The organism is Rhizobium sp. 01T417, from assembly GCF_056398905.1.
In genome coordinates, this window is record NZ_JBFTQH010000003.1 from 218,361 (window position 1) to 243,603 (window position 25,243).

The 25,243-nt window shown below is 60.8% G+C and carries 27 protein-coding genes; 13 read left to right on the forward strand and 14 right to left on the reverse strand.

All coding sequences use genetic code 11. The features are described 5' to 3' along the window. The 3 genes from lspA to AC1DPR_RS04910 are packed head-to-tail and all read right to left on the reverse strand — an operon-like array spanning position 1 to position 2,457. Positions 1-504 carry a signal peptidase II gene (gene lspA, locus AC1DPR_RS04900; RefSeq protein ID WP_029867569.1) on the reverse strand — a complete coding sequence of 168 codons (504 nt, stop codon included), beginning with the start codon at positions 502-504 and terminating at the stop codon, positions 1-3. After that, positions 501-1,361 carry a TrmH family RNA methyltransferase gene (locus AC1DPR_RS04905; RefSeq protein ID WP_026371839.1) on the reverse strand — a complete coding sequence of 287 codons (861 nt, stop codon included), beginning with the start codon at positions 1,359-1,361 and terminating at the stop codon, positions 501-503. Before AC1DPR_RS04905 ends, lspA begins: the two co-directional genes overlap by 4 nt. Then, positions 1,351-2,457, reverse strand: coding sequence for a class I SAM-dependent methyltransferase (locus tag AC1DPR_RS04910; RefSeq protein ID WP_025658725.1), 1,107 nt, complete (start codon positions 2,455-2,457; stop codon positions 1,351-1,353). The genes AC1DPR_RS04905 and AC1DPR_RS04910 overlap by 11 nt, the downstream gene beginning before the upstream one ends. Positions 2,458-2,577: 120 nt before the next feature. On the opposite strand from AC1DPR_RS04910, the gene AC1DPR_RS04915 reads away from it, so the two are divergent. Together AC1DPR_RS04915 and AC1DPR_RS04920 are read left to right on the forward strand one after the other, a co-directional pair. Then, complete coding sequence (locus AC1DPR_RS04915) at positions 2,578-3,030, forward strand: SRPBCC family protein (RefSeq protein WP_018857734.1); 453 nt, start codon at positions 2,578-2,580, stop codon at positions 3,028-3,030. Positions 3,031-3,075: 45 nt separating this feature from the next. Then, complete coding sequence (locus AC1DPR_RS04920; protein WP_025658727.1) at positions 3,076-3,531, forward strand: GNAT family N-acetyltransferase; 456 nt, start codon at positions 3,076-3,078, stop codon at positions 3,529-3,531. On the opposite strand, the gene AC1DPR_RS04925 is transcribed toward AC1DPR_RS04920, so the two are convergent. From AC1DPR_RS04925 to sppA, 4 genes are all read right to left on the reverse strand, one after another. Continuing rightward, positions 3,525-4,430, reverse strand: coding sequence for a S1C family serine protease (locus tag AC1DPR_RS04925; protein WP_018857732.1), 906 nt, complete (start codon positions 4,428-4,430; stop codon positions 3,525-3,527). The two genes, AC1DPR_RS04920 and AC1DPR_RS04925, sit on opposite strands and share 7 nt — an antisense overlap. Positions 4,431-4,587: 157 nt before the next feature. Further along, positions 4,588-4,920 carry a hypothetical protein gene (locus AC1DPR_RS04930; RefSeq protein WP_018857731.1) on the reverse strand — a complete coding sequence of 111 codons (333 nt, stop codon included), beginning with the start codon at positions 4,918-4,920 and terminating at the stop codon, positions 4,588-4,590. Positions 4,921-5,042: 122 nt separating this feature from the next. Continuing rightward, positions 5,043-5,342: an integration host factor subunit beta gene (locus AC1DPR_RS04935; RefSeq protein WP_003544934.1), complete on the reverse strand. Its 300-nt coding sequence runs from the start codon at positions 5,340-5,342 to the stop codon at positions 5,043-5,045. Between the two features lie 30 nt (positions 5,343-5,372). Next, a complete protein-coding gene (sppA, locus tag AC1DPR_RS04940; protein WP_112665779.1) occupies positions 5,373-6,323 on the reverse strand; it encodes a signal peptide peptidase SppA in 951 nt (316 codons plus the stop codon). Positions 6,324-6,535: 212 nt separating this feature from the next. Between sppA and lptC the strand changes: the two genes are divergently transcribed. The 6 genes from lptC (at position 6,536) to ptsN (ending at position 11,729) form a co-directional block, all read left to right on the forward strand. Next, the gene (gene lptC / locus AC1DPR_RS04945) at positions 6,536-7,201 is read left to right on the forward strand and encodes an LPS export ABC transporter periplasmic protein LptC (protein ID WP_025658730.1); all 666 of its coding nucleotides are present in this window, start codon (positions 6,536-6,538) and stop codon (positions 7,199-7,201) included. Positions 7,202-7,214: 13 nt separating this feature from the next. After that, the gene (locus AC1DPR_RS04950; protein ID WP_026371837.1) at positions 7,215-7,835 is read left to right on the forward strand and encodes an LptA/OstA family protein; all 621 of its coding nucleotides are present in this window, start codon (positions 7,215-7,217) and stop codon (positions 7,833-7,835) included. 39 nt (positions 7,836-7,874) lie between these two features. Further along, positions 7,875-8,657 (forward strand): LPS export ABC transporter ATP-binding protein, encoded by a 783-nt coding sequence (lptB, locus tag AC1DPR_RS04955; RefSeq protein ID WP_018857727.1) that lies wholly within the window; start codon positions 7,875-7,877, stop codon positions 8,655-8,657. A 156-nt stretch (positions 8,658-8,813) separates the two neighbouring features. Continuing rightward, positions 8,814-10,373, forward strand: a complete 1,560-nt coding sequence (gene rpoN / locus AC1DPR_RS04960) for an RNA polymerase factor sigma-54 (RefSeq protein ID WP_018857726.1) — start codon at positions 8,814-8,816, stop codon at positions 10,371-10,373. A 252-nt stretch (positions 10,374-10,625) separates the two neighbouring features. Further along, entirely contained in the window at positions 10,626-11,201 is a 576-nt protein-coding gene (gene hpf / locus AC1DPR_RS04965) for a ribosome hibernation-promoting factor, HPF/YfiA family (RefSeq protein WP_025658734.1), read from the forward strand. Between the two features lie 63 nt (positions 11,202-11,264). Then, positions 11,265-11,729 carry a PTS IIA-like nitrogen regulatory protein PtsN gene (ptsN, locus tag AC1DPR_RS04970; RefSeq protein ID WP_007529605.1) on the forward strand — a complete coding sequence of 155 codons (465 nt, stop codon included), beginning with the start codon at positions 11,265-11,267 and terminating at the stop codon, positions 11,727-11,729. A gap of 73 nt (positions 11,730-11,802) precedes the next feature. On the opposite strand, the gene AC1DPR_RS04975 is transcribed toward ptsN, so the two are convergent. The 3 genes from AC1DPR_RS04975 to AC1DPR_RS04985 all read right to left on the reverse strand — a co-directional run bounded on the left by AC1DPR_RS04975 (position 11,803) and on the right by AC1DPR_RS04985 (position 16,537). Then, the gene (locus AC1DPR_RS04975) at positions 11,803-14,142 is read right to left on the reverse strand and encodes a methyl-accepting chemotaxis protein (protein ID WP_018857724.1); all 2,340 of its coding nucleotides are present in this window, start codon (positions 14,140-14,142) and stop codon (positions 11,803-11,805) included. A gap of 220 nt (positions 14,143-14,362) precedes the next feature. After that, on the reverse strand, positions 14,363-15,262 hold the full coding sequence (locus AC1DPR_RS04980; RefSeq protein WP_018857722.1) for a ribokinase: 900 nt from the start codon (positions 15,260-15,262) through the stop codon (positions 14,363-14,365). Between the two features lie 48 nt (positions 15,263-15,310). Continuing rightward, positions 15,311-16,537 carry a DNA recombination protein RmuC gene (locus AC1DPR_RS04985; protein ID WP_025658737.1) on the reverse strand — a complete coding sequence of 409 codons (1,227 nt, stop codon included), beginning with the start codon at positions 16,535-16,537 and terminating at the stop codon, positions 15,311-15,313. A 195-nt stretch (positions 16,538-16,732) separates the two neighbouring features. On the opposite strand from AC1DPR_RS04985, the gene AC1DPR_RS04990 reads away from it, so the two are divergent. The 4 genes from AC1DPR_RS04990 to truA all read left to right on the forward strand — a co-directional run bounded on the left by AC1DPR_RS04990 (position 16,733) and on the right by truA (position 20,705). Further along, the gene (locus tag AC1DPR_RS04990) at positions 16,733-18,229 is read left to right on the forward strand and encodes a methyl-accepting chemotaxis protein (RefSeq protein ID WP_477815815.1); all 1,497 of its coding nucleotides are present in this window, start codon (positions 16,733-16,735) and stop codon (positions 18,227-18,229) included. Between the two features lie 97 nt (positions 18,230-18,326). After that, the gene (gene def, locus AC1DPR_RS04995; protein ID WP_025658739.1) at positions 18,327-18,845 is read left to right on the forward strand and encodes a peptide deformylase; all 519 of its coding nucleotides are present in this window, start codon (positions 18,327-18,329) and stop codon (positions 18,843-18,845) included. A 124-nt stretch (positions 18,846-18,969) separates the two neighbouring features. Beyond that, positions 18,970-19,905, forward strand: a complete 936-nt coding sequence (fmt, locus tag AC1DPR_RS05000) for a methionyl-tRNA formyltransferase (protein WP_477815816.1) — start codon at positions 18,970-18,972, stop codon at positions 19,903-19,905. Next, complete coding sequence (gene truA / locus AC1DPR_RS05005) at positions 19,905-20,705, forward strand: tRNA pseudouridine(38-40) synthase TruA (protein ID WP_477815817.1); 801 nt, start codon at positions 19,905-19,907, stop codon at positions 20,703-20,705. The genes fmt and truA overlap by 1 nt, the downstream gene beginning before the upstream one ends. A 12-nt stretch (positions 20,706-20,717) precedes the next feature. Here the strand turns inward: truA and AC1DPR_RS05010 are convergent, their stop codons facing one another. From AC1DPR_RS05010 to dapD, 3 genes are all read right to left on the reverse strand, one after another. Next, on the reverse strand, positions 20,718-21,314 hold the full coding sequence (locus AC1DPR_RS05010; RefSeq protein ID WP_062371269.1) for a hypothetical protein: 597 nt from the start codon (positions 21,312-21,314) through the stop codon (positions 20,718-20,720). After that, on the reverse strand, positions 21,301-22,494 hold the full coding sequence (dapE, locus tag AC1DPR_RS05015) for a succinyl-diaminopimelate desuccinylase (protein WP_477815818.1): 1,194 nt from the start codon (positions 22,492-22,494) through the stop codon (positions 21,301-21,303). Before dapE ends, AC1DPR_RS05010 begins: the two co-directional genes overlap by 14 nt. 160 nt (positions 22,495-22,654) lie before the next feature. Continuing rightward, complete coding sequence (gene dapD / locus AC1DPR_RS05020) at positions 22,655-23,515, reverse strand: 2,3,4,5-tetrahydropyridine-2,6-dicarboxylate N-succinyltransferase (RefSeq protein WP_018857714.1); 861 nt, start codon at positions 23,513-23,515, stop codon at positions 22,655-22,657. Between the two features lie 181 nt (positions 23,516-23,696). Between dapD and AC1DPR_RS05025 the strand changes: the two genes are divergently transcribed. Beyond that, the gene (locus AC1DPR_RS05025; protein ID WP_018857713.1) at positions 23,697-24,563 is read left to right on the forward strand and encodes an LOG family protein; all 867 of its coding nucleotides are present in this window, start codon (positions 23,697-23,699) and stop codon (positions 24,561-24,563) included. Positions 24,564-24,612: 49 nt separating this feature from the next. On the opposite strand, the gene AC1DPR_RS05030 is transcribed toward AC1DPR_RS05025, so the two are convergent. Beyond that, a complete protein-coding gene (locus AC1DPR_RS05030; protein ID WP_477815819.1) occupies positions 24,613-25,236 on the reverse strand; it encodes an EF-hand domain-containing protein in 624 nt (207 codons plus the stop codon). Between the last annotated feature and the right edge of the window lie 7 nt (positions 25,237-25,243).

Below are 25,243 nucleotides of genomic sequence, written 5' to 3' on the forward strand. Positions count from 1 at the left end.
TTAACGGTCTGCGTTTTTAGGTTGTATCAGCTCGTCCAGAATCACGCATCCCGCGCCGATCGTGATAAAACTGTCGGCCAAGTTGAAGACGGCGAACGACCATGTCTCGGTGTGAAACAGGATGTAGTCGATCACATGCCCGTAGAGGAAGCGATCGATCAGGTTCCCGAGCGCGCCGGCGATGATCAGCGCGTAGCCGAGGTGAGCGAAGGTGCGCTGCTTGTTGGTGCGGTGCCAGAGCCAGATGACGAAAGCGACGATGATGAGGCGCATGCCGACGATGAACCAGCCGTCCATGCCCGAGAGCATCGAGAAGGCGACGCCGAGATTGTAGGTTCGGTAAAGCGCCAGCATCGGGAAAAGATGCACCGGCTCCTGCAGTGGTAGGGTGTGGTCGACAACGATCTTGACGATCTGGTCGAGTGCAACGGCGATGACGATGAAGATCAGGATTGGCAGCGGCCGGGCAAGCAGCGTCGGTCGTTCTAGCGTCTGTTCGGTCATTTGGCCTCGTCGAGTGAGAGGAGGTGGCGGCGCGCCTCGAACAGCATGACGGCGCTGGCGACGGCAAGATTGAGCGAGTCGGCACGGCCCTGCTGCGGAATGCGGGCAAGCGCATCGGCTTCCTTGGCAAGATGCTCGGGCAGCCCGGACTGCTCGTTGCCCATCAGGATCACCACCGGCTTCTTCTTGTAGTCGATGGTACGGTAGTCAACTGACCCTGCCAGATGCGTAGCAACGACGGAAGCTCCAGCGTGCTTCTTCCAGGCAATGAATTCTTCCGCCGTGGCGCGTGCAACGGGAACGGCAAACACCGAGCCCATGGTGGCGCGCACCGTTTCGAGCGAGAAGGGATCGGTCGTCTCGCCGACAAGGATGACGCCAGAGGCGCCGGCAGCGTCGGCTGTGCGGATGATCGTGCCGAGGTTGCCGGGATCGCGCACGCGATCGAGGGCGATCCAGGTTTCACCCGGCCTTGGGTGGATCTCGCGCAATGGCTTCCAGCGGCTTTCGAAGATGCCGACCACCATCTGCGGATTGTCGCGACGGGTGATCGAGGAAATCACCTTCTCGCTGACCTCGAGCACCAGCCCACCGGAGGCGACCGTCTTTGCCGCCATCTGCTCGACCAGCGGCTTGCCCTTGGCCGCTTTGGCATAGACAAGCGTGCGGATCGTCCAGCCGAGTTCGATCGCGTCGATGACCAGCTTCAAGCCTTCGGCCATGAAGGTGCCGCTCTGCTCGCGGGTCTTCTTGTCGCTGAGCGCCTTAATGTCCTTGATGATCGGATTGGCGAGCGAGGTAACCTCTTTCACGTGCCCGACCTTATGCGGGCCGTGGCCCCTGTGTTCATGGCTCATTTGGGTACCAACGGGAGAAGAGTGAGGTGGAGAGTGCGCGGCCCGGCGCCTTGCCGTCCAGCCCGGCCTCGCGAAGGACGAGCTCGCCGGATTCGACGACACCGCCGGCCCCGCGCATGGTCTCGCGCATCAGTTCATGGATCGAATAGAAGCTGGCCCGGATCGAATAGGCCGTCAACACAAGTCCAACCGCCTTCGGAGACAGGATTTCACGGCAGATATCGAGCATCAGCGGCAGGTGCGCGAAAAGATGCCAAACCTCGCCGTTCGGGCCGCGGCCGAAACTCGGCGGATCAGTGAGGATGATGTCGTAGGTGTTGCCGCGGCGTTCTTCCCGCAGGATGAATTTCATCGCGTCTTCGCAGATCCAGCGGATCGGCGCCTTCTCCAGCCGGCTCATCGCCTGGTTTTCGCGCGCCCAGCCGATCGCCTTCTTGGAAGCATCGACATGCGTAACCTCGGCGCCGGCAGCGGCGGCAACCAGGGAGGCAACACCGGTGTAGCCAAAGAGGTTCAGAACCTTCAATGGCCGCTTGGCGGCCTCGACCTGTTGCTTCATCCAGGTCCAGTGGGCGATCTGCTCGGGAAAGACGCCGACGTGGCGGAAAGAGGTGAAGCGGCCGAGGAAATCCACGCCGAGCAGATTGAGCGGCCAGGTCTCGCCGAGCGCTTCCTTGGGAAAGCGCCAGCGCCCGGTGCCTTCCTCGTCCGTATCGCCGGTGAAGACGGCATCGACCTTTTCCCAGGTTTGCTTTGGCAAGGACGGTTGCCAGAGCGCCTGGCCCTCCGGGCGCACGATCCGGTAGGGGCCGTATTGCTCCAGCTTCTCGCCGTTGCCGCTGTCGATCAGATGGAAGTCGCCTGCGCCAAGGGATTCAAGGATGACGGGCACGCGTTCAGCCGGACGCTCGCCAGTCCGCACCATCAGCGGCCGGTCGATTGCCGTAGGCACGGAGGCAGGTTCGCGCACCCTTTCACGGGCCGGCGCCGGCTTCGCTGCGGGCTTTGCCGGGCGCGGGCCTCGATCGTCGGCGCGGCGTCCGCCGGAGGGGCCGGCGGCGGGTTTCTGGCCTGGCCGGCGTTCTTTTTGTCTCAACGTAATCTTCCGCGTGCTTCAATTCGATAGAGCCCGTGCAAATAGCATTCCGTTTCATCTTGGCAAAGCGCTTTCGGGCTGTGATAAATTGAGCCACATCGAAAAGGGGAGGATTTTCGGATGGACTTGACCGGCGAAGAACGGATTGCCGCACCCCGGGATGTCGTATGGGCGGCACTCAATGATCCCGAGATATTGAAGCAGTGCATTCCGGGGTGTCAGAACCTGGAGATGAAGTCCCCGACGGAGCTCATGGCAGTGGTGAAGGTCAAGATCGGTCCGGTTTCGGCGACGTTCAACGGCGAGGTCTTGCTCTCCAACATTCAGGCGCCGGAAAGTTACACGATCTCGGGTGAAGGTAAGGGCGGTATTGCCGGCTTTGCCAAGGGCGGCGCTGATGTCGTATTGAAGGATGAGGGCGGGGAGACGGTCCTGCAGTATGAAGCAAAGGCCCAGGTTGGTGGCAAGATTGCCCAACTCGGCGCGCGGTTGATCGACTCAACCTCCGCTAAGCTGGCGCAGCAGTTCTTCTCCAGCTTCAACGCCGCCGTCAGTGCCAAAGCCGCAGAATAAGGGTCGGAATTGACAGATTTCTCCATTCAGACGACGTCACCATCCGTGAAGTGGACCATCAGATCGCCACTTCAATCGGAGTTGGAAAGGCTGGCCGACATATATCTGGCCGTCCGCCGCGAAACATTCACATGGGTCGATCCGGCCAGCTTCCGCCACGAGGATTTCAGCGTCCACACACAGGGCGAAGACCTATGGATTGCAGAAGCGCCGAACGGTGAGACCGCGGGCTTCATGACCCTGTGGCCGCCGGACGATTTCATTCACATGCTTTATATCAGCAAGTCCTGGCAAGGGCAGGGGGCGGGCGCCGCCTTGCTCGCTACGCTGCCGAACTGGCCGCTCAGGAAGTATCGGCTGAAATGCCTGGTCAAGAATGAGCGTGCGAACGCCTTCTATCGATCCAAGGGGTTCATCGTCACGGGATCCGGCTCATCGGCGGAAGGCGACTACGAAGAGATGAGTTTCTACCCAGCCGCCCGGGATGCGCAGGCCTATTGAAGCTGCGGCTTCTTCAGGAAAGCATTGCGATCGGCGGACCTGATGCGCAGCCACGCCTCGCGTCCATTGCGCACCACCCGCATCGGGATTTCCGCGCCGGCTGGGCCGCTGCTCCAGACCTTGCGATAGAAATCGGCAAGTCCATCGACCTCGCCGTCGCGGATCTCGGAAATGATGTCGCCTCGGCGCAGGCCGGCCTCGTCCGCAGGACTTCCGTCGGCGACGCTCATAACGATCACATCGCCGTTGCTTTCTGCGGAGAACGCGCCGAGCCATGGACGCGGTGGCTTGTTGACGCGGCCCTGGGTCATCAGGTCGTCCAGAATTGGCGGAAGCAGATTGATCGGCACGATCATGTTGATATCGACGGCGTCGCCGCCCTGACTCATCTGCAGCCGCAGTGACCCGATGCCAAGCAGCTTGCCGTCGCCATTAATGAGTGCCGCGCCTCCCCAGGAGGGATGCGCAGGCGTGGTGAAGATCGCCTCATCAAGCAGATATTCCCAATAACCCGCGAATTCCTGCTTTGCCACGATCCTGGCTTCCACGAACTGGCCGATTCCATCCGCCAGTACGACGGGATCACCGAGGTTAGCGCCGATGTCGTCGCCGAATTCCAATGCCGGCAGGCCGAGGTCACCCAGTGCTTGAAGCAGGCCGAACCCGGTCTCCTGATCGTAGGCGAGAGGATGGGCCGCGACAACGCGCCCGTCTAGCGTGGTCAGCCAGACTTCCTCGGCCTCGGTGATCAGGTAGCCGATGGTGAGGACCAGTCCGGATGGCTTGATGACGACGCCACTTCCCTCCCGGCGCGTGCCGAGTGTGCCGGCCGTAAAGGCATCATCAGGAATTGAGGAGCGAACGGCCACGACTGACCGCAGGATTTCGTCGATATTCATGGTCTCATCCTCGCAAGGCAGGGCTCGTATGCCGCGAAACGACTGTGCCTAGCAGATGTGCAGTGGGTCACATTTTATATAGCTATGAAGCCGGATCTATGGCTGCAAGTGGTTGCATAGCTGAATTTCGGCCCGCTGTCCGCCCTTGGCGTGCGCGTCACCTCGACGGCAGATGGCCCGCAATTTCCTCGGCGTGGGTCTTGTGGCGGTCCGCCTCGGCCTGCCAGCGAACGGCCGCTTTCGCTTCGGTTCGCGCGCGCTTGCGGTATTTGCCCTGATTGAGCCAGGTGGCTGCCGAGCCGACCAGCATGCCGATGATCAGCGTGATGAAAAGAAACACGAAGAACGGCGCTGACAAGGAAAGGACTTGGTCGTCCGGCCGAAACGGGTTGAAGGCGAGCGTCACCACCTGCCTGTTGGCGACGCAGAAGATGATCAAAATGATTCCGAGTGGTAAAAAAATCAAAAGGTTGGTGATCTTCTTCGCCATGCTCGGCCTCCGTATATCAACGCCCGTCGACTTTGACGCAGCGCTTTGATCTGGTCAGCAGGATAGTGGGCCGAGAGCCAAGTTCAAGTGCGGGCTTGCCGCAGGCTGCATCAGGGAGAGGATCAATCCTCTTCGTCGGCCTGTCCCGGGTTGAGGCGCTCACGCAGCTCCTTGCCGGTCTTGAAGAAGGGAACCCACTTCTCCTCGACGAAAACGGTATCGCCGGTACGCGGGTTGCGGCCGGAGCGGGACGGGCGGTTCTTCACCGAGAAGGCGCCGAAGCCGCGCAACTCGACGCGATTGCCGGCCGCGAGCGCGTCGGTTATCTCATCGAGAACCGCGTTGACGATATTCTCGACGTCACGATGATAAAGATGCGGGTTGCGGGCTGCAACGATCTGCACCAGTTCGGACTTGATCACTTTCGTCCCCCTTAAATTATTGATTTCTTATCAATCATTGCCAACCTGCCAAACTGAAAGGAGCCCGTCAAGGAGCAACTTCTGCGGCAGGATTCCGCCGAGGTCACGCGCCTTGGCAAGATCGTCATAACCAAGCAGCGTGAGGATATGAGACGCGCTGTCCGCGAGCAGGAAAGCTGTGTTTCTTCTCTTGTCCCAATCGACCTCAGGTAGGTTCTTGCTGACCTTGCGCGTCTCAAGGTAGGCCCTGATCTCGTCATTTCCGCCGATCTGGTCGATCAGCTTGACCTTGAGCGCCTGACGGCCGGTGAATATCGAGCCGTCCGCAAGCTTCTGCACCTCATCATGCGGCAGCTTGCGCCGCTCGGCGACGAGATCGACGAACCAGCCGTAGCTGTCGAGAATCATGTTGTTGATCATGGCCTTGGCCTCTTCGCTCGCCGGATGGAATGGCGACGGTTCGGCCTTCAAGGGCGACGATTTGATTTCTTCCATCGAAACGCCGATCTTGTCGAGCAGCGGCCTGATCTGCGGATACTGGAAGATCACCCCGATCGAGCCGGTGATCGAGCTGTCGCCGGCAATAATCATGTCGCCGGCGGTCGCGATCATGTAGCCGGCGGAAGCGGCCAGCGTGCGCACGTCGGATACGACAGGCTTCTTGGCGGCAATGGCGCGGATTGCCTTGAATATCCGCTCTCCGCCATAAGTCGTGCCCCCGGGTGAGGAAATCGAGACGATGACGGCCTTCACCGCATCGCTCTTTTCGATTTTCTTCAGCCGCTCCAGCAACTCGTCATCATCGGTGATCAGCCCGGAAATGGTCACATGGGCGACGTGCGGCCGACTGGTCGCGATATCGCCGATGAGTGCCCGGTAAGCAGCGTAACCCAATAGCACGAGCAGCAGCACCGCGACGACGCGCCAGAAACCGACCTTGCGGCGAAGCCTGCGGCGATCGGCGATCATGGAACTGTCCATACATTCCTCCAGGGGGTGGGGAGCACGCGTGATCCCGCAAATCTAGGGCTCCTGCGCCGTTCGGACACGTAGATTTTGCACGCGTCGGCGCCTTTGTTGCTTGTTGCAGAAAAAAATCCATATTGGCAAGTCAGTGTAATAATGCGAAACGAACTGTGATCGAGCGCGAGAATGCTTATATACGCTGCTCCATCACCTACACGGACCAGGTTATGCTCAATACTTTGAACACCACGGGACAGGCTGACTATGTGACGCCGGAGCGAAGCGCCTATGTCGCTGCGCGCTTCCATTCGGCACGGGTGCGCCGCCTGAAGGTCATTCTTCCGATCGCGGCCGTTGTGGTGTCGCTGATCTTCATTGGTGTATCCGTGATCCGCACCTACCTGCCGGAGAATATCAAGATCGAGGGCGCCAAGATCGAGAATGGCAAGGTGGTGATGGAAAAGCCCGCCATCTCCGGCCGCAACTCGGATGGCATCAACTATTCGATGCTGGCGGAACGCGCGCTTCAGGATATCAAGAATCCCAACCTGATGACGCTTGAGAATATCAAGGCGGCCGTCCCGATGAAGGACGATCTGATCGCCCGCGTCGAGGCGACGGCCGCAGATTACGATCGTGCGACCGACAATCTCGATGTCAAATCTCCCTTTGCCATCCTTTTGAGCAATGGGCTGACGGCCAACTTCCAGAGCGCCAAGGTCGACATCAAGGGCGGGAAGCTCACCAGCGAGGATCCCGTAAGCATTCAGAAAGATGGTGCCTCTATTGTTGCGCAGTCGGTCAAGATGACGGATAAGGGGCAGACGATCACATTCGAGGGAAATGTACGCATGAACGTCGATCCCTCAGCTATTCACAAACAGGGCACTTAACAGCCGGGTCACCATGACAAACGCTTGTCGCATTTCTACCCGCAAGGCGGGAGCAGTATTTCTGAGTGGCGCGGTTGCGCTGCTTGTGTTGACCGGAGGCGCCCTGGCGCAGGCAACAACCAGTCAGATGGATGGGCTGAAGCTCAGCAGTGACGAACCGATCCAGATCGAGAGCGACAAGCTGGAGATCCACGATAAGGAGCACACGGCCGATTTCACTGGCAATGTGAAGGTCGTGCAGGGCAAGACGACGCTGCAGGCCGGCCACATGACGGTCTACTACAAGCCGAAGGCCGGCGATGCGAACGCGCCTGCCGCCGACGCCAAGGCCGCCGACACCAAGAATGCTTCGGCATCGATTTCATCCGGAAACGCCGATATCGATCACATCGTGGTGACGGACAAGGTGTACCTGACCTCGGGCACGCAGACAGCTACCGCCGACAACGGTTCGTTCGACATGGCCAAGCAGCTTTTCATCCTCAAGGGTGACAGGGTCGTCCTCACCGATGGGCCCAACGTCTTTACGGGTTGCCAGCTGACCGTGCACATGGAGACGGGACAGGCACAGCTGGAGAGCTGCGGGGGGCGCGTCCAGATTCAGCTTGATCCGAAATCGCAGAAACAGAACTGACCCCGGCCGTACCACGTGAAGTTATTCTCGCTATCGACCATGTTCGGCAGGTCCGGGCAGCAAGCTGCTGAAGCCCCCGCCGGCGACAAAAGCCGTTACCAGGGCACGCTGATTGCGCGCGGTCTGACCAAGACCTATAGCACCCGCCGTGTCGTGAACGGCGTGTCGCTGGTCGTTCGACGCGGCGAGGCCGTTGGCCTGCTGGGTCCGAACGGCGCCGGCAAGACAACCTGCTTCTATATGATCACCGGGCTTGTGCCCGTTGATGAAGGTACGATCGAGATCGACGGCAACGAAGTCACGACGATGCCGATGTACCGTCGCTCGCGGCTGGGCGTCGGATATCTGCCGCAGGAAGCGTCGATCTTTCGGGGGTTGACCGTCGAAGAGAATATTCGCGCCGTCCTGGAAGTGCACATCAACGACAAGGCTGCGCGCGAGAAGAAGCTCGACGAACTGCTCGATGAGTTTCACATTCGCAAGCTGCGCAAGAGCGCCGCCGTGTCGCTTTCCGGTGGCGAGCGTCGCCGCCTCGAAATTGCCCGCGCGCTGGCGACCGATCCGACCTTCATGCTCCTCGATGAGCCGTTTGCGGGCGTTGATCCGATCTCCGTCGCCGACATTCAGCATCTTGTGCATCATCTGACGGCGCGCGGCATCGGCGTGCTGATCACCGACCACAATGTGCGCGAGACGTTGGGCCTGATCGACCGCGCCTATATCATCCATGCCGGCGAAGTGCTGACGCACGGTCGTGCCAACGACATCGTCAACAACCCGGAAGTGCGGCGCCTTTACCTCGGCGATAATTTCAGCCTCTGACGCGCTCTCGCGCCGCGGAAATTCACCTTCTGTGACAGTTCCGCTTGACCAAATAGAATAAAAAAGCAATTTTTGGGCCAACTTGGATTTCCGTGGCCTGAGCCCGTGGCAGGACGCGGTTTCCCGGAGGAGACGAACGGGAGTTTCGCGTCCGCTATGGCACTGTCGGCCAATCTTTTCCTGCGCCAGAACCAGTCGCTGGTGATGACACCGCAACTGATGCAGTCCATCCAGTTGCTGCAGATGACGCATTTCGAGCTGACGCAGTTTATTGCCCAGGAAGTCGAAAAGAACCCGCTGCTCGAGATTCCGTCAAATGATGCGGAATCGGGCAGCGAGCGCGGGGGCGCGGAGGACGAGGCCTACGCGCATCAGGCTGAAGACCCCTCCGACGACGGCTACGATAGCCGAACCGAGGTCTTGTCGGGCGATTGGTACGAGAGTGGCAACAGCGGTGGGGCAAGCCGCCTCAGCGACGAACTCGACGCCAATTATGCCAACGTGTTTCCCGATGACGGCGTCCCGCAGCGCGCCGATGCTCCGGAGCTGATCAGCCAGTGGAAGTCGATGCCCGGCAGCGGCGAAGGGGCGGAGAGCTACGATCTCGATGATTTCGTTGCCGGTCAAATCTCGCTTCGCGATCATCTTGCCCAGCAGTTGCCCTTTGTCCTGCCCGATATGGCCGATCGCCTGATCGCTCAACATCTCGTCGATCAGCTGGATGAGGCAGGCTATCTCCAGGGCGATGCGACGGAAGCAGCCGACAGGCTGGGCGCAGGTGTCGACGATGTCGAGCGTGTAATCGCCGCCTTGCAGGCGCTCGATCCGCCCGGTGTATTCGCCCGCAATCTGGCGGAGTGCCTGGCGATCCAGCTTCGGCAGAAAGACCGCTTTGACCCTGCCATGCAGGCGCTGGTCAGCAATCTCGAGCTCCTGGCCCGGCGTGACTTCGCGACGCTGAAGCGGCTGTGTGGCGTGGACGAGGAAGATCTGCTCGACATGCTGGGCGAGATCCGGCAGCTCAATCCCAAGCCAGGTGCCGGCTTCGAAACCGGAATGTCGGAAGCGATCATGCCTGATGTCGTCGTGCGGGCAGGCTCCGACGGCGGCTGGCTGATCGAGCTCAATCCCGACACATTGCCGCGCGTTCTGGTCAACCAGGCGTATTTTTCAAAAGTCACCAAGAGTGGTGAGGATCACGCGTTTCTGTCGGAATGCCTGCAGACCGCCAACTGGCTGACCCGGAGCCTCGACCAGCGCGCCAAGACGATCATGAAGGTGGCGAGTGAGATCGTTCGGCAGCAGGACGCCTTCCTGATGCATGGGGTCGATCACCTGCGGCCGCTCAACCTCAAGACGGTGGCCGACGCCATCAAGATGCACGAATCCACCGTCAGCCGCGTCACATCCAACAAGTACATGCTGACGCCGCGGGGGCTCTTCGAGCTCAAGTATTTCTTCAGCGTTTCGATCAGCGCCGTCGAAGGCGGTGACAGCCATTCGGCCGAGGCCGTACGCCACAAGATCCGGACGCTGATTTCGCAGGAAAGCCCGGAATCCGTTCTTTCCGACGACGATATCGTGGTTATTCTCAAGAAGGGCGGCATCGACCTGGCCCGTCGCACGGTGGCTAAATACCGGGAAGCGATGAACATCGCATCCTCGGTCCAGCGCCGGCGGGAGAAGCGCGCTTTGGCCAAGGTTGCGGGTTTTTGATTGCTGCCTGGAGCTACCGATACGTGTATTTATAAATTCTAATTCATGCATCTGTTGACATTTTGGTAACTTCTGGCTAGAAGCGCGCCGCAATTGGCGCTGTGGGCAGCGTTGGAAGTTATCCCCATCATCCTCAGGGAGCCTGAAGCCGGCAACTTCGGCCGATCTTGCTTGGGATCGCGCGAAGTGCTTGGATGAGGGTGAGCCTTGGCGTAAACTGGTACCCGCAAACACTGTAAGAAGGGAAACTCCATGAGTGTGCGTGTATCCGGTAAACATATGGAAATTGGTGACTCGTTCCGTCAGCGGATCGAGGACCAAATCGGTGTCGCCGTCACGAAATACTTCGACGGAGGGTATTCTGGTCAAGTGATCGTGCATAAGGCCAACGCCCGTTTTTCCGCCGACTGCAAGCTTCATCTCGATAGCGGAGTTGTATTGCATGCCGCCGGAGAGGCGATGGACCCGCAGTTGGCCTTCGATGCCGCTTCCGAGCGGATCGAGAAGCGCCTTCGCCGCTACAAGCGCAAGCTGAAGGATCACTACGCCGGAAATCACCAGAATGGTTCTGCGGAAGTTGCCTACACCGTCATGGATGGCATGTCGGACCACGAAGACGAGATCCCGGATGACTTCGCGCCGGCGATCGTCGCCGAAAGCACCAAGCAACTAAAAACAATGTCTGTCGCGACCGCCGTGATGGCGCTCGACATGACGGATGAGCCGCTGCTGCTATTCCGCAGTCCAGGCAAGGAACAACTGAACATCGTTTATCGTCGGCACGACGGTAACATTGGCTGGATCGATGCAGCCAGTATCAAAAGCTGAGATCAAGGCGAAGGGCGGCAGTTAGGCTGCCGCTCTCCTCTCTTGGCGCAGAAGGAAAATAAAATGGCTTTGGCAGATTTGCTGCAGCAAAATGCGATCATTCCCGCCCTTAGGGTAAATTCCAAGAAACAGCTCCTCCAGGAATTGGCTGCAAAGGCGTCGAAAGTCACAGGGCTTTCGGAGCGGGAAATTTTCGATGTTGTCCTGCAGCGCGAACGCCTTGGCTCGACCGGCGTCGGTAACGGGATCGCTATTCCGCACGGTAAGTTGGCAAGCGTCCATTCCATCGTCGGCATCTTCGCGCGTCTCGATCAGCCCGTCGATTTCGAGGCCCTGGACGATCAACCCGTGGATCTGGTGTTCCTGCTCCTCGCACCGGAAGGCGCTGGCGCTGATCACCTCAAGGCCCTCTCGCGCATCGCCCGCGTGCTGCGCGACCACGATCTCGTCGCCAAGCTGCGTGCGACCGACTCCGCCTCGGCGATCTATGCGTTCCTCAATGAGGAGCAGACCTCGAACGCAGCCTGAGCATTCAACATGCCAGTAAAAAAGGCGCCTGATTGCTCAGGCGCCTTTCTTCATTCAAGCCGTCGAGTTCGGCTTAGAACTCTTCCCAGTTGTCCTGAGCGAGCGCTGCCGAGCCCTGAGTCTGCGGAACTGCGCGGCGCGGTGCCGGTGCTGCAGCTTGGCGATACGTCGGTGCAGCAGTCGGCGCGCGCATCTGCTGAGCCGTCGAGCGTAGTGCGGAAGCGTGGCTCATGCCGGATACGCGGAAGCGTGTCACGAGTTGCTTCAGCGTCTGGGCCTCGTCGTTCAGCGTGATGCTGGCTGCTGTCGTCTCCTCGACCATGGCTGCGTTCTGCTGGGTAACCTGGTCCATCTGGTTCATGGCCTGGTTGATCTCCTTCAGTCCGATCGCCTGTTCACTGGCCGATGCGGAGATCTGGCGGATAAGGCCGTTGATGCCCATGACCTGCTCGGAGATCTTATGCAGCGTATCGCCGGCGCGGCCGACCAGATCGACGCCTTCCTTGACCTGTACGGCCGAAGTGTTGATGAGCGTCTTGATCTCCTTGGCGGCGTTCGCGGAACGCTGGGCCAGCTCGCGGACTTCCTGCGCGACGACGGCAAAGCCCTTGCCGGCTTCGCCGGCGCGTGCGGCTTCAACGCCGGCATTCAGGGCCAGCAGGTTGGTCTGGAAGGCGATCTCGTCGATGACGCCGATGATGCGCGAGACCTCGGTGGAGGACTGCTCGATGCCCTGCATCGAAGCAATTGCCTTGCGCACCACTTCGCCTGACTTTTCGGCATCCTCGCAGGCGAGGTTGACGTTATCAGCCGCCGTGCGGGCGTTTTCGGCGCTGGAGTTGACCTGTGCGGTGAGCTCGTTGAGCGCGGCTGCCGTTTCTTCCAGGCTTGCTGCCTGCTGTTCCGTACGCTTGGCGAGGTCGGAGGCGCTGCCGCTGATTTCGCTTGTACCGGAGCCGATGTTCACGACGCTGAGGTTCATCGTGTTGATGGTTTCCTCGAGGCTTTCGAGAGCCGCGTTGAAGTCCTGCTTCAGCTTGGCGTATTCGCCCGGGAAGTCCTCGGTGATGCGATGGCCGAGGTTGCCCTGGGACAATTCGGACAGGCCGGAGCCGACGATCGACACGATATGACGCTGCAGCGTGATCGACTGATGCCGCTCGGCTTCCGAGCGGCCACGCTCGGTTTCCGCTGCATCGCGCTGGTTGTTTGCCTCGGCCTCAAGACGCTGCGTGTCGGCGAGTGCGAAGCGGAAGCCCTCAAGAGCCTTGGCCACGGCGCCGATCTCGTCAGCGCGATCCTGACCGGCTACCGGCTGCTCGTACTTGCCGTCGCTGAGTGCCTTGACGCTGGCGACGAGACCGCCGATCGGACGCTGGACGAGGGAACGGACGGCTAGGTAGAGGGCAATCATGACGGCTGCGAGCACGAGAATGCCGGCGACAACCATCATGGAGGTTTGATCTTGAACAGGCGCGTTGATGGCCGAGTGCGGGACGTCGACGAGGATGACCCAGGTCGTGTTCACGTCGGGCAGGGCAAAGGGATAGACGACGCGGTCGAAGGGCTCGTAGCTATCGTAGCTCAGGTCCTTGACGACGGCTGGCTGTAGCGTCGAAAGCGCGCTCTTCACGGCATCTGTGCCTTCGCCGTCATAGTCCTTCATGGAAAGCTCGGGAATCGGCGAGACAATCCATTTGCCGGTCTGCGAGAGCAGCGTAACGCGGCCAGAGCCGAAGGGGTGGAGCGTCGAAAGCTTATCGCGGAGCGATTTGAGGGAGATGTCGACGCCGCTGACGCCGATCATCTTGCCACCCGAGAACACCGGATAGGCAATGGACGTCATCGCGGTATTCTCGCCGGTCGTCGTCTCGGCATAAGGCGGCGACAGCGCGCCCTTCTTGCTTTCTGCGGCGAGCGCGTACCAGGCAGCCTTATAGTCGGAATCGAAGGTGGAGAAGCTGAAGCCGCCGTCCTTGCTCTTCGTCCAGTACGGGTTGAATGTGCCATCCTTGGCTGCGCCGAATTCGGCCTTGCCGGCCATGGACGGCGACTGGCCGTCGAAGGCGTTCGGCTCTTCGGCAAACCAGCTGCCGAAGGCAAACTGGTTGCGCTCGACGTTTGCCTTCAGCATGTCCAGAACGGCCTTGCGGTCGAGATATTTGCCCTCCTGACCATGACCGATCGTGCCGGCCATCGAGCGCGCGGCCCCTGCCAGCTCGCCGACGGATGAGGCAACCTCGTTGGCGATAGCCTTCGCCTCGAGATTAGCTTGGTCCATGGTGAGGGTCCGCACGCGGTTGCGCGTCTCGCCGATGAGGAAGAAGTTGGAAATGAGGAGGACGAGGGCGATGGCAACGCCCGTAATGAGGATAAGCTTGGCTGCAAGCGATTTCATGCGAAAGATGAACATGGATTCCTCGGGAAGCAAGGATGTGCCGTACGGGGCATTCATCGGCACAGGGGACGAGGGCGTCGCCCCCTCATGGAGCAGCCGTGACAGAAGCCGACCCCTTGGCGAAGGCCGGCGATGGCTGGAACATCGCCGGAAACCTATTAAATTTGAATGAAATCTAATGAAAACAGAAGCTGCATACGGCAAACCGCCCCGATATGTCGCGGGGCGAATTGCCCTATAGCTCGTTTGCGACTTCGGCGCTTGATGGGATCGATGGCTGAGCGCCTTGCTTGAGGCAGGCGAGCGATCCTGCGACGGCGGCCCGCCGCAGCGATGCCTCGAAATCGAGGCCTTCGTCCAGGCTCGCGGCGAAATAGCCGCAGAACGTGTCGCCGGCACCGACCGTATCGACAGGCTCGATCTTCAATCCCTTCGCACGGGAGATGACGCCGTCGCGGATTGCGATGACGCCGTCTGCGCCGAGCGTCACGATCAGGGTTTGCCCCGTCTCCGCATTGAGTCGTTTCAACGCGGCCTCGCGATCCGCCGTGCCCATGTTTTCCTGGCCGGCAAGACGCTCGAACTCGGTTTCGTTCGCGATCACGATGTCGGCAAGGCGGCCGAGGCGTGGAGCGTCTTCGATCAGTGGGGCCAGGTTGAGGATGGACGTGACGCTCTTGGCGCGCGCCGCGGCCAGCGCCCGCTCGACGGCCGGAACGGGCACCTCGAGCTGCAGCATCAGGATGTCGCCCTCCTTCATCGCGTCGATCGCGACGTCGGCATCGGCCGGCGTCATCGTGCCGTTTGCGCCAGGCACAACGGCAATCATGTTCTCGCCGTCACCGCCGACGAGGATCAGTGCGGTTCCGGTCGGCTCGTCGACCTGCTTGACGGTTTCAAGTCCAGTGCCGGCGTCCTTCAAGAGAGCAACCGCCGGCTCCGCAAAGGCGTCGCGGCCGACGGCTCCCGCCATGTGAACGGTTCGGCCGGCGCGTCGCGCCGCAAGTGCCTGATTGGCGCCCTTGCCGCCTGCTGCCGTTGAGAAGCCGTTGCCGGCAACCGTTTCGCCGGGCTTCGGCAAGCGCGCGGTGGTGGCGATGAGGTCCATGTTGATGGAGCCGAAGACTGTGATCATGAGTGTCCCGTCCAATGCTTTTCTTGAGCGCGACACTGCCTGAAGGGCTTACTCGTCGTCAACCACTCTGAGCTTCAGAAGCCCGCTGCGGCTGTCGACGGATTTTGGCGCGCCATCACCGTCCCGCGCCGCGGCCTTGCTGTTGTCGCCGCCCTCGAACTCCAGAGCTTCGATTTTCGCGCCGCGCTTGGTGAGCTTATCGGTGGAGGTGAGGATCTGGTCGACATCTCTTTGCGTCATGGAAAAATGGCTCTGCAGCTTGCGAACACGCTCGTCGAGACGGCCGAGATCGTCCATCAGGTTCGCGACTTCGCCCTGGATGACGTGTGCCTGGGCCCGCATCCGCTGATCTTTCAGGACTGCCTGAATAACCTGGATGGAGAGCATCAGCAGCGAAGGCGACACGATGACGATGCGCGACCGGTGCGCCTTCTGCACGATCGCTTCGAAATTCTCGTGGATCTCCGCGAAGATCGATTCCGACGGCACGAACATGAAGGCCGTGTCCTGCGTCTCGCCCTGGATCAGATATTTCTCGGAGATATCGCGGATGTGCGTTTCCATGTCGCGGCGGAACTGCTGCGAGGCGACCTTGGCTCCGTCAGGTCCGCCGGCGTCCCGGATCGCGTTCCAGGCTTCAAGCGGGAACTTCGCGTCGATCACCAGCGGTGGTGCGCCGTTGGGCATGCGAATGGTGCAGTCCGGGCGCGAGCCATTGGAAAGCGTCTGTTGGAAGGCATAGGCCCCCATCGGAAGGCCGTCGGCGACAATCGTCTCCATGCGCGATTGGCCGAAAGCGCCGCGTGTCTGCTTGTTGGAGAGGATCGCCTGCAAACCGACGACATCTTTCGCCAGTGTCTGGATGTTGTTCTGGGCGGCATCGATGACGGCGAGACGCTCCTGCAGCCGCTGCAGGTTCTCGTGCGTCGATTTGGTCTGCTCGCTGATCGTCGAACTGACGCGCTGCGACATACCATCGAGACGCTGGTTGATCGCCTGGTTGAGCTCGGACTGCCTCGAGCCGAACACTTCGGCCATTGTCGACATGCGCCCGTGCATTTCCGCCTGGATTTTCAGAAGTTCGGCCATTCGAGCATCCGTCTCGGCGGCACGGAGGCTCGCTACCTCGGCCTGCTCGCGCCGCACCTGCCCGCTGCGGACGAGAAGGAGGATCAGCAACAAGACCAGAGCCGCGATCGCGCCTCCGGCGAGCGCCAGCGTGGCAGGACTGATACGGGAAAGGGCGAGGAGAAACGACTCAGAGCTGGTGTTCATTTCGCCACCATAACAAACTCGTGTGGGATGGCTAGATCAAAACGTGAACAACTCGCAAGCCTTCCCAAAGGATTGGCTCGTAGAGGGAACAAACGACAGTTGACAAATCTCAAGTTCATTTAACCTTTGCTCAACCATATTGCGTAAAAGGTCAGGTCAAATTCCCTTTTGCATCAATTACAAAGCAGAGAGATCATGACCAGCCAGCAGTCCGACAGCACGCTCAAGCAACGCCTCGATTTCATCGAGCTGGACGACGGAGCCCGCGCGGCGCTGCGTGAGATGCGCCCGGCAATCTCGGAGTTGCTCGGCGGCGCTCTCGACAAGTTTTACGCGAAGCTGGCAAGGACGTCTGAGGTCGCAAGTCTCTTTGCCGATAAAGCGCATATGGGACATGCCAAGAAGCGCCAGGAAGACCACTGGGCCAATCTGGCTGGCGGCAACTTCGACGAAACCTACGTCAAAGGCGTGGTCACGGTGGGCAAGACCCATGCCCGTATTGGCCTCGAGCCTCGCTGGTATATCGGTGGCTACGCGCTGCTGATGAGCGAACTCGTGAAGGGCCTGATGGCCAAGCAGTGGCCCTCCATGTTCGCCAGGCAACAGGGCAAGGTGCTGGCCGAGAAGCTTTCAGCGGTCATCAAGGCCGCGATGCTCGATATGGACTATTCGATCTCGGTCTATCTGGAAGCGCTCGAAGAGAAGCGACGAAAGCTGGAAGAAGAGCGCGTAAAGGCCGAGCAGGATCAGGCCGTTGCGCTCGATCATCTTCGCCGCGGTCTGGAGGCGCTGTCGAACGGCGATCTCGAGGCCACGCTGCCGCCAGATCTCCCCGGTAATTTCAAAGCCATGGCCGACGACTATAACCGCGCCGTCGCCGCTCTTCGCGCGTCCTTTGGCTCGGTGCGGGCAACCTCGGGCGAGATCCTGAGGGGTACGGACGTGATCGCCAAGGCCTCCGATGACCTTGCTTTGCGGACGGCCCAGCAGGCAGCTGGCGTCGAGGAAAGCTCGGCGGCGTTGCAACAGCTTTCGGTCAGTGTCGGACAGACTGCCGCAAACGCCGAAAAGGCATCCGGTGCGGTCCGTGAGACGCAGCAGAAGGCCAAGAACTCCGGCGAACTCGTCACCAGCGCCGTTTCCGCGATGGCCGGCATCGAAAAATCCTCGACCGAGATCGCCAAGATCATCGGCGTCATCGACGAGATTGCTTTTCAGACGAACCTGCTGGCGTTGAACGCCGGCGTGGAGGCTGCGCGTGCCGGCGAAGCGGGCAAGGGCTTTGCCGTCGTGGCGCAAGAGGTCCGCCAACTGGCGCAGCGCACCGCCGACGCCGCCAAGGAGATCAAGAACCTGATTTCGGAAAGCTCGGTCCAGGTGAACGAAGGAGTGGACATCGTCAGCAGCACCGGCGAGGCGCTGAACGACATGATCAACCGCATCGATATCATCAACAGCTTCGTTGCCGATATCGCCGCGGCCGCGCGCGATCAGGCAACCGGGGTCAACGAGGTCAGTGTCGCCATCCGCAACATGGACACGATCACGCAGCAGAACTCGGGAATGGTCGAGAACACCTCTGCCGAGACGCGGCGCCTGCGCGGCGAAGTCGACAATCTGGTTGCACTGCTGCAGCGCTTCCGTACCGGCGTCGAGCAACGTTCGATGACCACGACACGCCGCGCCGCATGACGGGAATGCGGCGAAATTCCGGGCTGGGGCGTAAAAAAGCGCTCCGCCAGCCCACCGGATAATTCCATCCTGGAAAAAGATGCGTTATGGGAACGCCATGACCATCAAGCCACTCATCATTCTCCCCGATCCGCTGCTTCGTCAGGTTTCCAAGCCGATCGAGCGCGTTGACGCCGATCTTCAGCGACTTGCCGACGACATGCTTGAAACCATGTACGACGCGCCCGGTATCGGCCTTGCTGCCATCCAGATCGGCGTGCCGCGCCGCATGCTGGTCATCGACGTTTCCCGCGAGGGCGAAGAGAAGCAGCCCCTCGTATTCGTCAATCCGGAGGTCGTGGCATCGACAGACGAGCGTTCGGTATATGAGGAGGGATGCCTTTCGATCCCTGACTATTATGCCGAAGTCGAACGCCCGGCGACCGTCACCGTCAAATATCTCGACCGTGATGGCAAGGAGCAGACGGTGCAAGCCGACGGCCTGCTCGCGACCTGCCTGCAGCACGAGATTGACCACCTGAACGGCGTACTCTTCATCGACCACATTTCTCGCCTGAAGCGGGACATGGTGATCAAGAAGTTCACAAAGGCGGCGAAGTCGGCGAAGGCGCTCTAACCGGACCTTTGCTGACGCAGCCTCGCTGGACAGGCGATTTCGCGGGCCGGATGCCTGAAGGGGCTTGATCTGAAGCTCGCAAGCCCGTTTGAAGACGTCTGACCGGAAACATGGCGGGATAGAAATGTCGCTTCGCATCATCTTCATGGGCACGCCCGAATTCTCCGTCCCGACCCTGCGAGCGCTGATCGACGCGGGTCACACGATTCTTGCCGTCTACACGCAGCCGCCACGGCCGGGCGGACGGCGCGGGTTGGACCTGCAGAAGTCGCCGGTGCACCAGGCGGCTGAGCTGCTCGGCATTCCCGTCTTTACGCCGGTGAATTTCAAGGATCCGGAAGAGCGCGAGCGCTTCAGGGCGCATGATGCAGATGTCGCTGTTGTGGTTGCCTATGGACTGCTATTGCCGGAGGCGATTCTGACCGGCACGCGCCACGGCTGCTACAATGGTCATGCCTCACTCCTGCCCCGGTGGCGGGGTGCTGCTCCGATTCAGCGGGCGATCATGGCCGGCGACGAAAAGACCGGCATGATGGTGATGAAGATGGACAAGGGGCTCGATACCGGCCCGGTGGCTCTCACCGGTGAAGTCGAGATCGGCCCCGACACCACGGCCGGGGAATTGCACGACAAGCTGATGCATGTCGGGGCCAGGGCAATGGCTGAGGCAATGGTCAAGCTCGAGATGGGCGATCTTCCCCTGACGCCGCAGCCGTCGGACGGTGTGCTCTACGCCGCCAAGATCGACAAGGGCGAGACGCGGATCGACTTCTCGCGGGACGCCGCTGACATCCATAATCACATTCGCGGTCTGGCGCCGTTTCCGGGCGCGTGGTTCGAAGTGGCAATCGGCGGCAAGCGTGAGCGCGTCAAGGTGCTGGCCTCGGAAATCGCACAAGGCCTCGGCAGCGCTGGCGAGTTGCTGACCGATGATCTGGTCGTTGCCTGTGGAACCGGCGCCGTTCGCCTGACCAGACTGCAGAAAGCCGGTGGCAAGCCGTTGTCGGCCGCTGATTTCCTGCGCGGGACACCGCTTCCATCGGGCACGAGGCTTCCCTGATGCATCGTTACCGCATGATCGTTGAATATGACGGTGGTCCTTACGTTGGCTGGCAGCGGCAGGAGAATGGACCGTCTGTCCAAGGGGCGATCGAGAAGGCGATTCTGTCGGCAAGCGGTGAGACGGTGTCGATCCGCGGCGCGGGGCGCACCGATTCCGGCGTTCATGCAATGGGCCAGGTCATCCATGCCGATCTCGCCAGGGAGTGGTCGGCCTTCAAATTGCAGAATGCGCTGAACGCCCACCTCAAGATGGCCGGGGAGCGGGTCGCGATCGTCAGCGTGGGAGCGGCGAGCGAGTTCTTCGACGCACGGTTCTCGGCGCTGCGGCGCCATTATCTTTATCGCATCATCAGCCGCCGGGCGCCGTTGGCGCTGGAGGCCGGGAAGGCATGGTGGGTCCCAAAAGCGCTTGATCATGAGGTCATGCATGCGGCGGCGCAGACGCTCGTCGGCAAGCACGATTTCTCCACCTTCCGCTCCGCACATTGCCAGGCCAACAGTCCGATTCGAACACTCGATCGGCTGGACGTGACGAGAAACGGCGAACTGATCGAGATTCGTGCTACGGCCCAAAGCTTCCTGCACAACCAGATCCGTTCTTTCGCGGGAACACTCAAGCTCGCGGGGGAGGGCAAATGGACGCCGGCCGACGTCCGCGCCGCGTTGGATGCGCGAGACCGCAAGGCCTGTGGCCCGGTCGCGCCGCCGGATGGACTCTATTTCATGCAGGTGGACTATCCCGACGTCATCGTCGACCGGCGCCCGCCGGTGGAAGGCGACGACGGCGAGGACTTCTGATTTTTTCGCTGATCAGACGGGATAAATGCCGAGAAAGCGCTGCAGGTATTCCGACAGCATCAGTGATGGCACGAGCAGCACCAGCGTGAGTGCCCCGACCATCAGGCCTTGGCCGTAAAAGATCATCCTCAGGATGCGTGCGATCGCAAAGACCTGCGCAAGCATGAAGGCCAGCAGCAGCACCGAGACGAGGCCAACCAGCTGTGGCAGGAAGAAGACGAGCGCGAGCAGCATCCCATTGACGTAGGACAGCGGCACGCCGAGCCAATTGACGCTGACGATAACAGGCCCAAAACGCTCGCCCTTCTTGAAGGCCAGCAGCAGCAAGCCTGCAAAGACCAGCGGCACGAACCAATTGGCGGCCTCGACGAGCCCGAGTCTGAAATAGAAGAGTGCGCCGACGTCGGTATGCGGCGGCATCGTTTGCAGGAAGGCCTGGCGCCACCATAGCCACGAGATGCCCATTGGCGGCAGGCACCAGAAGATCGCCCAGAACGAGCGGTTGACGCCGCGATCCGACATGTCGAGGAAGCGAAAGCCGCGCGGATCCATGCGGATCAGCAGCCAGATCCCGGCAAGATAGTACTGAACTTCCCTAAAGCCCGGCATTCGCGAACCAGCGCTCGATGAAGGTTTCATAGATTACCGTGAGTCGCTCGAGGTCGGAAATTGCGACGCGTTCATCGACCATGTGCATCGTCTGGCCGACAAGGCCGAACTCGACGACCGGGCAGTAATCCTTGATGAAGCGGGCGTCCGACGTGCCGCCCGTCGTGGAGAGCTTCGGGGACTGGCCGGTGACGCTTTCGACGGCCGAAGACAGCGAGGCGATCAGCGCGTTGTTGCGGGTCAGGAAGACGTGGCTCGGGCGCTCGGCCCAGACGATATCGTATTTGAGCGGCGCACGGCCGGGGCGCAGCACGCCTTCCGCTGCCGCGGCATCGAGGCGGCGCAGGATCTCCTGTTGCAGGCTCGCGGCGGTCCACGTGTCGTTGAAGCGAATGTTGAAGCTCGCCGTTGCCTTGGCGGGTACGACGTTCGTCGCCGGATTGCCGACGTCGATGGTCGTCACTTCCAGGTTGGACGGCTGGAAATTGTCGGTGCCAGCGTCGAAAGGTGGGTCCATCAGCGCTTGCGTGAGTTGCAGGATGCCGCGCACCGCATTGTCGGCAAGATGCGGGTAAGCGGCATGGCCCTGGACGCCATGCACGGTGATTTTGCCGGAGAGCGAGCCACGGCGGCCGATCTTGATCATGTCGCCGAGCTTGTCCGGATTGGTCGGCTCGCCGACGAGGCAGGCATCCCAGCGCTCGCCGCGCTCGGCCGCCCATTGCAGCAGCTTGATCGTGCCGTTGATCGCCGGGCCCTCCTCATCGCCGGTGATCAGGAATGAGACCGAGCCCTTCGGTGCGCCATGCTTTTCGATATAGCGGGCAATGGCCGCGACAAAGCAGGCGACCCCGCCCTTCATGTCGACAGCGCCGCGTCCGAAGAGTTCGCCGTCCGCAATCTCGGCGGCGAAGGGCGGATGCGTCCAGGCGGCTTCGTCGCCAACCGGCACGACGTCGGTATGCCCGGCAAACAACAGGTGCGGGCCTTCGCCGCCGAGCCGCGCATAGAGGTTCTCGATATCGGGCGTTCCCGGCTCGGTCGCCTTCACCTTATCCACCTTGAAGCCAAGCGGCGACAGCATTGCCTCGAGCGCCGAAAGCGCGCCGCCTTCAGCGGGCGTGACGGACGGGCAGCGAATCAGAGTCTGAAGATTGGCAACGGGATCGGTAGCGGTCATGGGAGTGGAACTATCCAGCGGTAGTGGCAAAGAAAAGGCAAGGCGGCGGTACCGCCTTGTTGAAATGTGCCGTTCATTTTGCCGGATCAAGTCCGACCGTCAGCGTTTCGGAGGCACCCATCGTTTCAGACGCGTAGATCGCCGGAACCTCAAGACTTGATCAGTCGCGAAGCAGTTCGTTGATGCCGGTCTTCGAGCGGGTCTTTTCGTCGACGCGCTTGACGATGACGGCGCAGTAGAGGTGCGGCGCCGGCTGGCCGTTGGCCATGGTGGCATTGCCCGACGGCATCGAGCCTGCAACGACGACGGAGTAGGGCGGCACTTCGCCGTACATCACTTCGCCGGTGGCGCGATCGACGATCTTGGTCGACTTGCCGATATAAACGCCCATGCCGAGGACCGAGCCCTCGCGGATGATGCAGCCTTCGACGACTTCCGAACGCGCGCCGATGAAGCAGTTGTCCTCGATGATCGTTGGGCCGGCCTGCATCGGCTCAAGAACGCCGCCAATGCCGACGCCGCCGGAGAGGTGCACATGCTTGCCGATCTGAGCGCAGGAACCGACGGTCGCCCAGGTATCGACCATCGTGCCTTCGTCGACGAAGGCGCCGAGGTTGACGAAGGACGGCATCAGCACGACGTTCTTGGCGATGTAGGCGGAGCGACGCACGACGCAGTTCGGCACGGCGCGGAAGCCGGCAGCGCGATACTGGTTTTCACCCCAGCCTTCGAACTTGGATGGCACCTTGTCCCACCAGGTCGAGTTGCCCGAACCGCCCTTGACGACTTCCATGTCGTTCAGGCGGAACGAGAGGAGGACGGCCTTCTTCAGCCATTGATTGACCTTCCAGACGCCGTCGTTGCCACGCTCGGCAACGCGTGCCTTGCCGCCATCGAGGAGTTCGAGCGCTGTTTCGACGGCGTCGCGGACTTCGCCCTTCGTCGACGTATTCACATTGTCGCGGTTGTCGAAGGCGGCTTCGATGGTCTTTTCGAGGGAGGAAAGGTCGCTGGCGCTCATGGGAATTCCTTAAACTTCGATCTTTATCGTTGGAGACCGAAGCCTCCGGAATTGTGATTGGCAGGGTGCGATCTGCTCTATCGCATGAACGGGTAAAATGGAATGATTTTTCCCGCGGCGTTTCAACGCCTCGGGACGACATACCGGCTCTGAAAGCCGGCGGTATTGAAAGGCATTAGGCATGGCAAAGGCACGAAACGGCAGACTGCGGCGCAAGGATGGCGTATGGGCCCCGCTCAAGACGAGTGCGGTCGACAAGCATCGCGCCGAGTCCGTCCCAAAGACGCCGCAGACCCTGTCACCGGCCTATCGTCTTGCCTATGTCGACGAGGATTTTTTGTGCCGCGAGGAGTTGCGGCCGATCCGGCTGCAGCTCGAACTGCTGAAGGTGGAGATGTTGCTCGCCGAGCGCGGCATCAAGTCAACGGTGGTGATGTTTGGTGGCGCCCGTATTCCTGCTCCCGGCCAGAGCGCATGGGCGGCGCGCAACGAGGTGCAGCGGGCCAATCTCGAGGCCGCGTCCGTCTACTACGACGAGGCACGCAAGTTTGCGCGGCTCTGCTCGAAGTATTCGGCGAGCTTCGATTTCCACGAATACGTTATTGTCACCGGTGGCGGGCCTGGTGTCATGGAGGCCGGCAATCGTGGTGCCGCCGATGAAGGCGCGCCGTCGATCGGTCTCAATATCGTTTTGCCGCACGAGCAGGCGCCGAACGTCTACGTCACGCCGGAGCTCAGCTTCAACTTTCACTACTTCGCCATCCGCAAGATGCACTTCATGGTGCGCGCCAAGGCGATTGCGGTCTTTCCCGGTGGTTTCGGCACGCTGGACGAATTCTTTGAGTGCCTGACGCTGATTCAGACAGGCCGCATGGAGAAGATGCCGCTCATCCTGTTCGGAGAGAAGTTCTGGCGCAGCATCATCAATTTCGAGGCACTGGCCGAGTTCGGCACGATCGCGCCTGACGACGTCGATCTGATCAGCTTCGTCGACACCGCGGATGCCGCCTGGAAGATTATCGAGGACTTCTACGAACACCACGAATAGAAAGGCCCGCCAGAACGACGGGCCTTGCGATCGATCGGTAAGTCCAAACTTACGGGAATGGACGATCCGGCATATCGTCGAGCGAGATTACCCCGTCCTTGTTGCGATCCATCCAGGTGAAGAACTTGTCGAAGGCGGCTTCGGCTTCCTGCTTGGAAATCTGGCCGTTCTCGTCGGTATCGAAGCGCTGCATCATCATCATGCCTCGCATCATTCCGCCACGCATGCCGCGGCCTTCAGGGGTGGCCTGCGGTGGTGCTGGCTGGGCGCTGTCGGCATCGGCCGGCGGTGCCATCGGCATTGCATCGTCATCCGCGGTATCATCCGCAGGTGTCTTCATCTTGGCCATCATGGCTTCGCGGTGCTTGCGGATTTCCCCTGGCGTCAGCGAGCCGTCCTTGTCGGTGTCGATCGCGACGAAGATTGCCTCCATGCCGTCCTTGGCTTCCTGCTTGGAGATCTGGCCGTCCTTGTTGGTGTCGAACTGCTTCAGCATGCGAACGAAGATGACTTCGCGGATCGCGCCCATGCGCGGGCCCATCATCATGCCCATGCTGTGCTGCGGGCGAGGCCGATGAGGCTTCTTGTCGTGAGATGCTGCAAAACTGGTGCCTGCGGCACCAACGATCAAGACGGAGGAGAGTGCGGCCAGTATCAGCTTGTTCCGAGACATTTCAGCT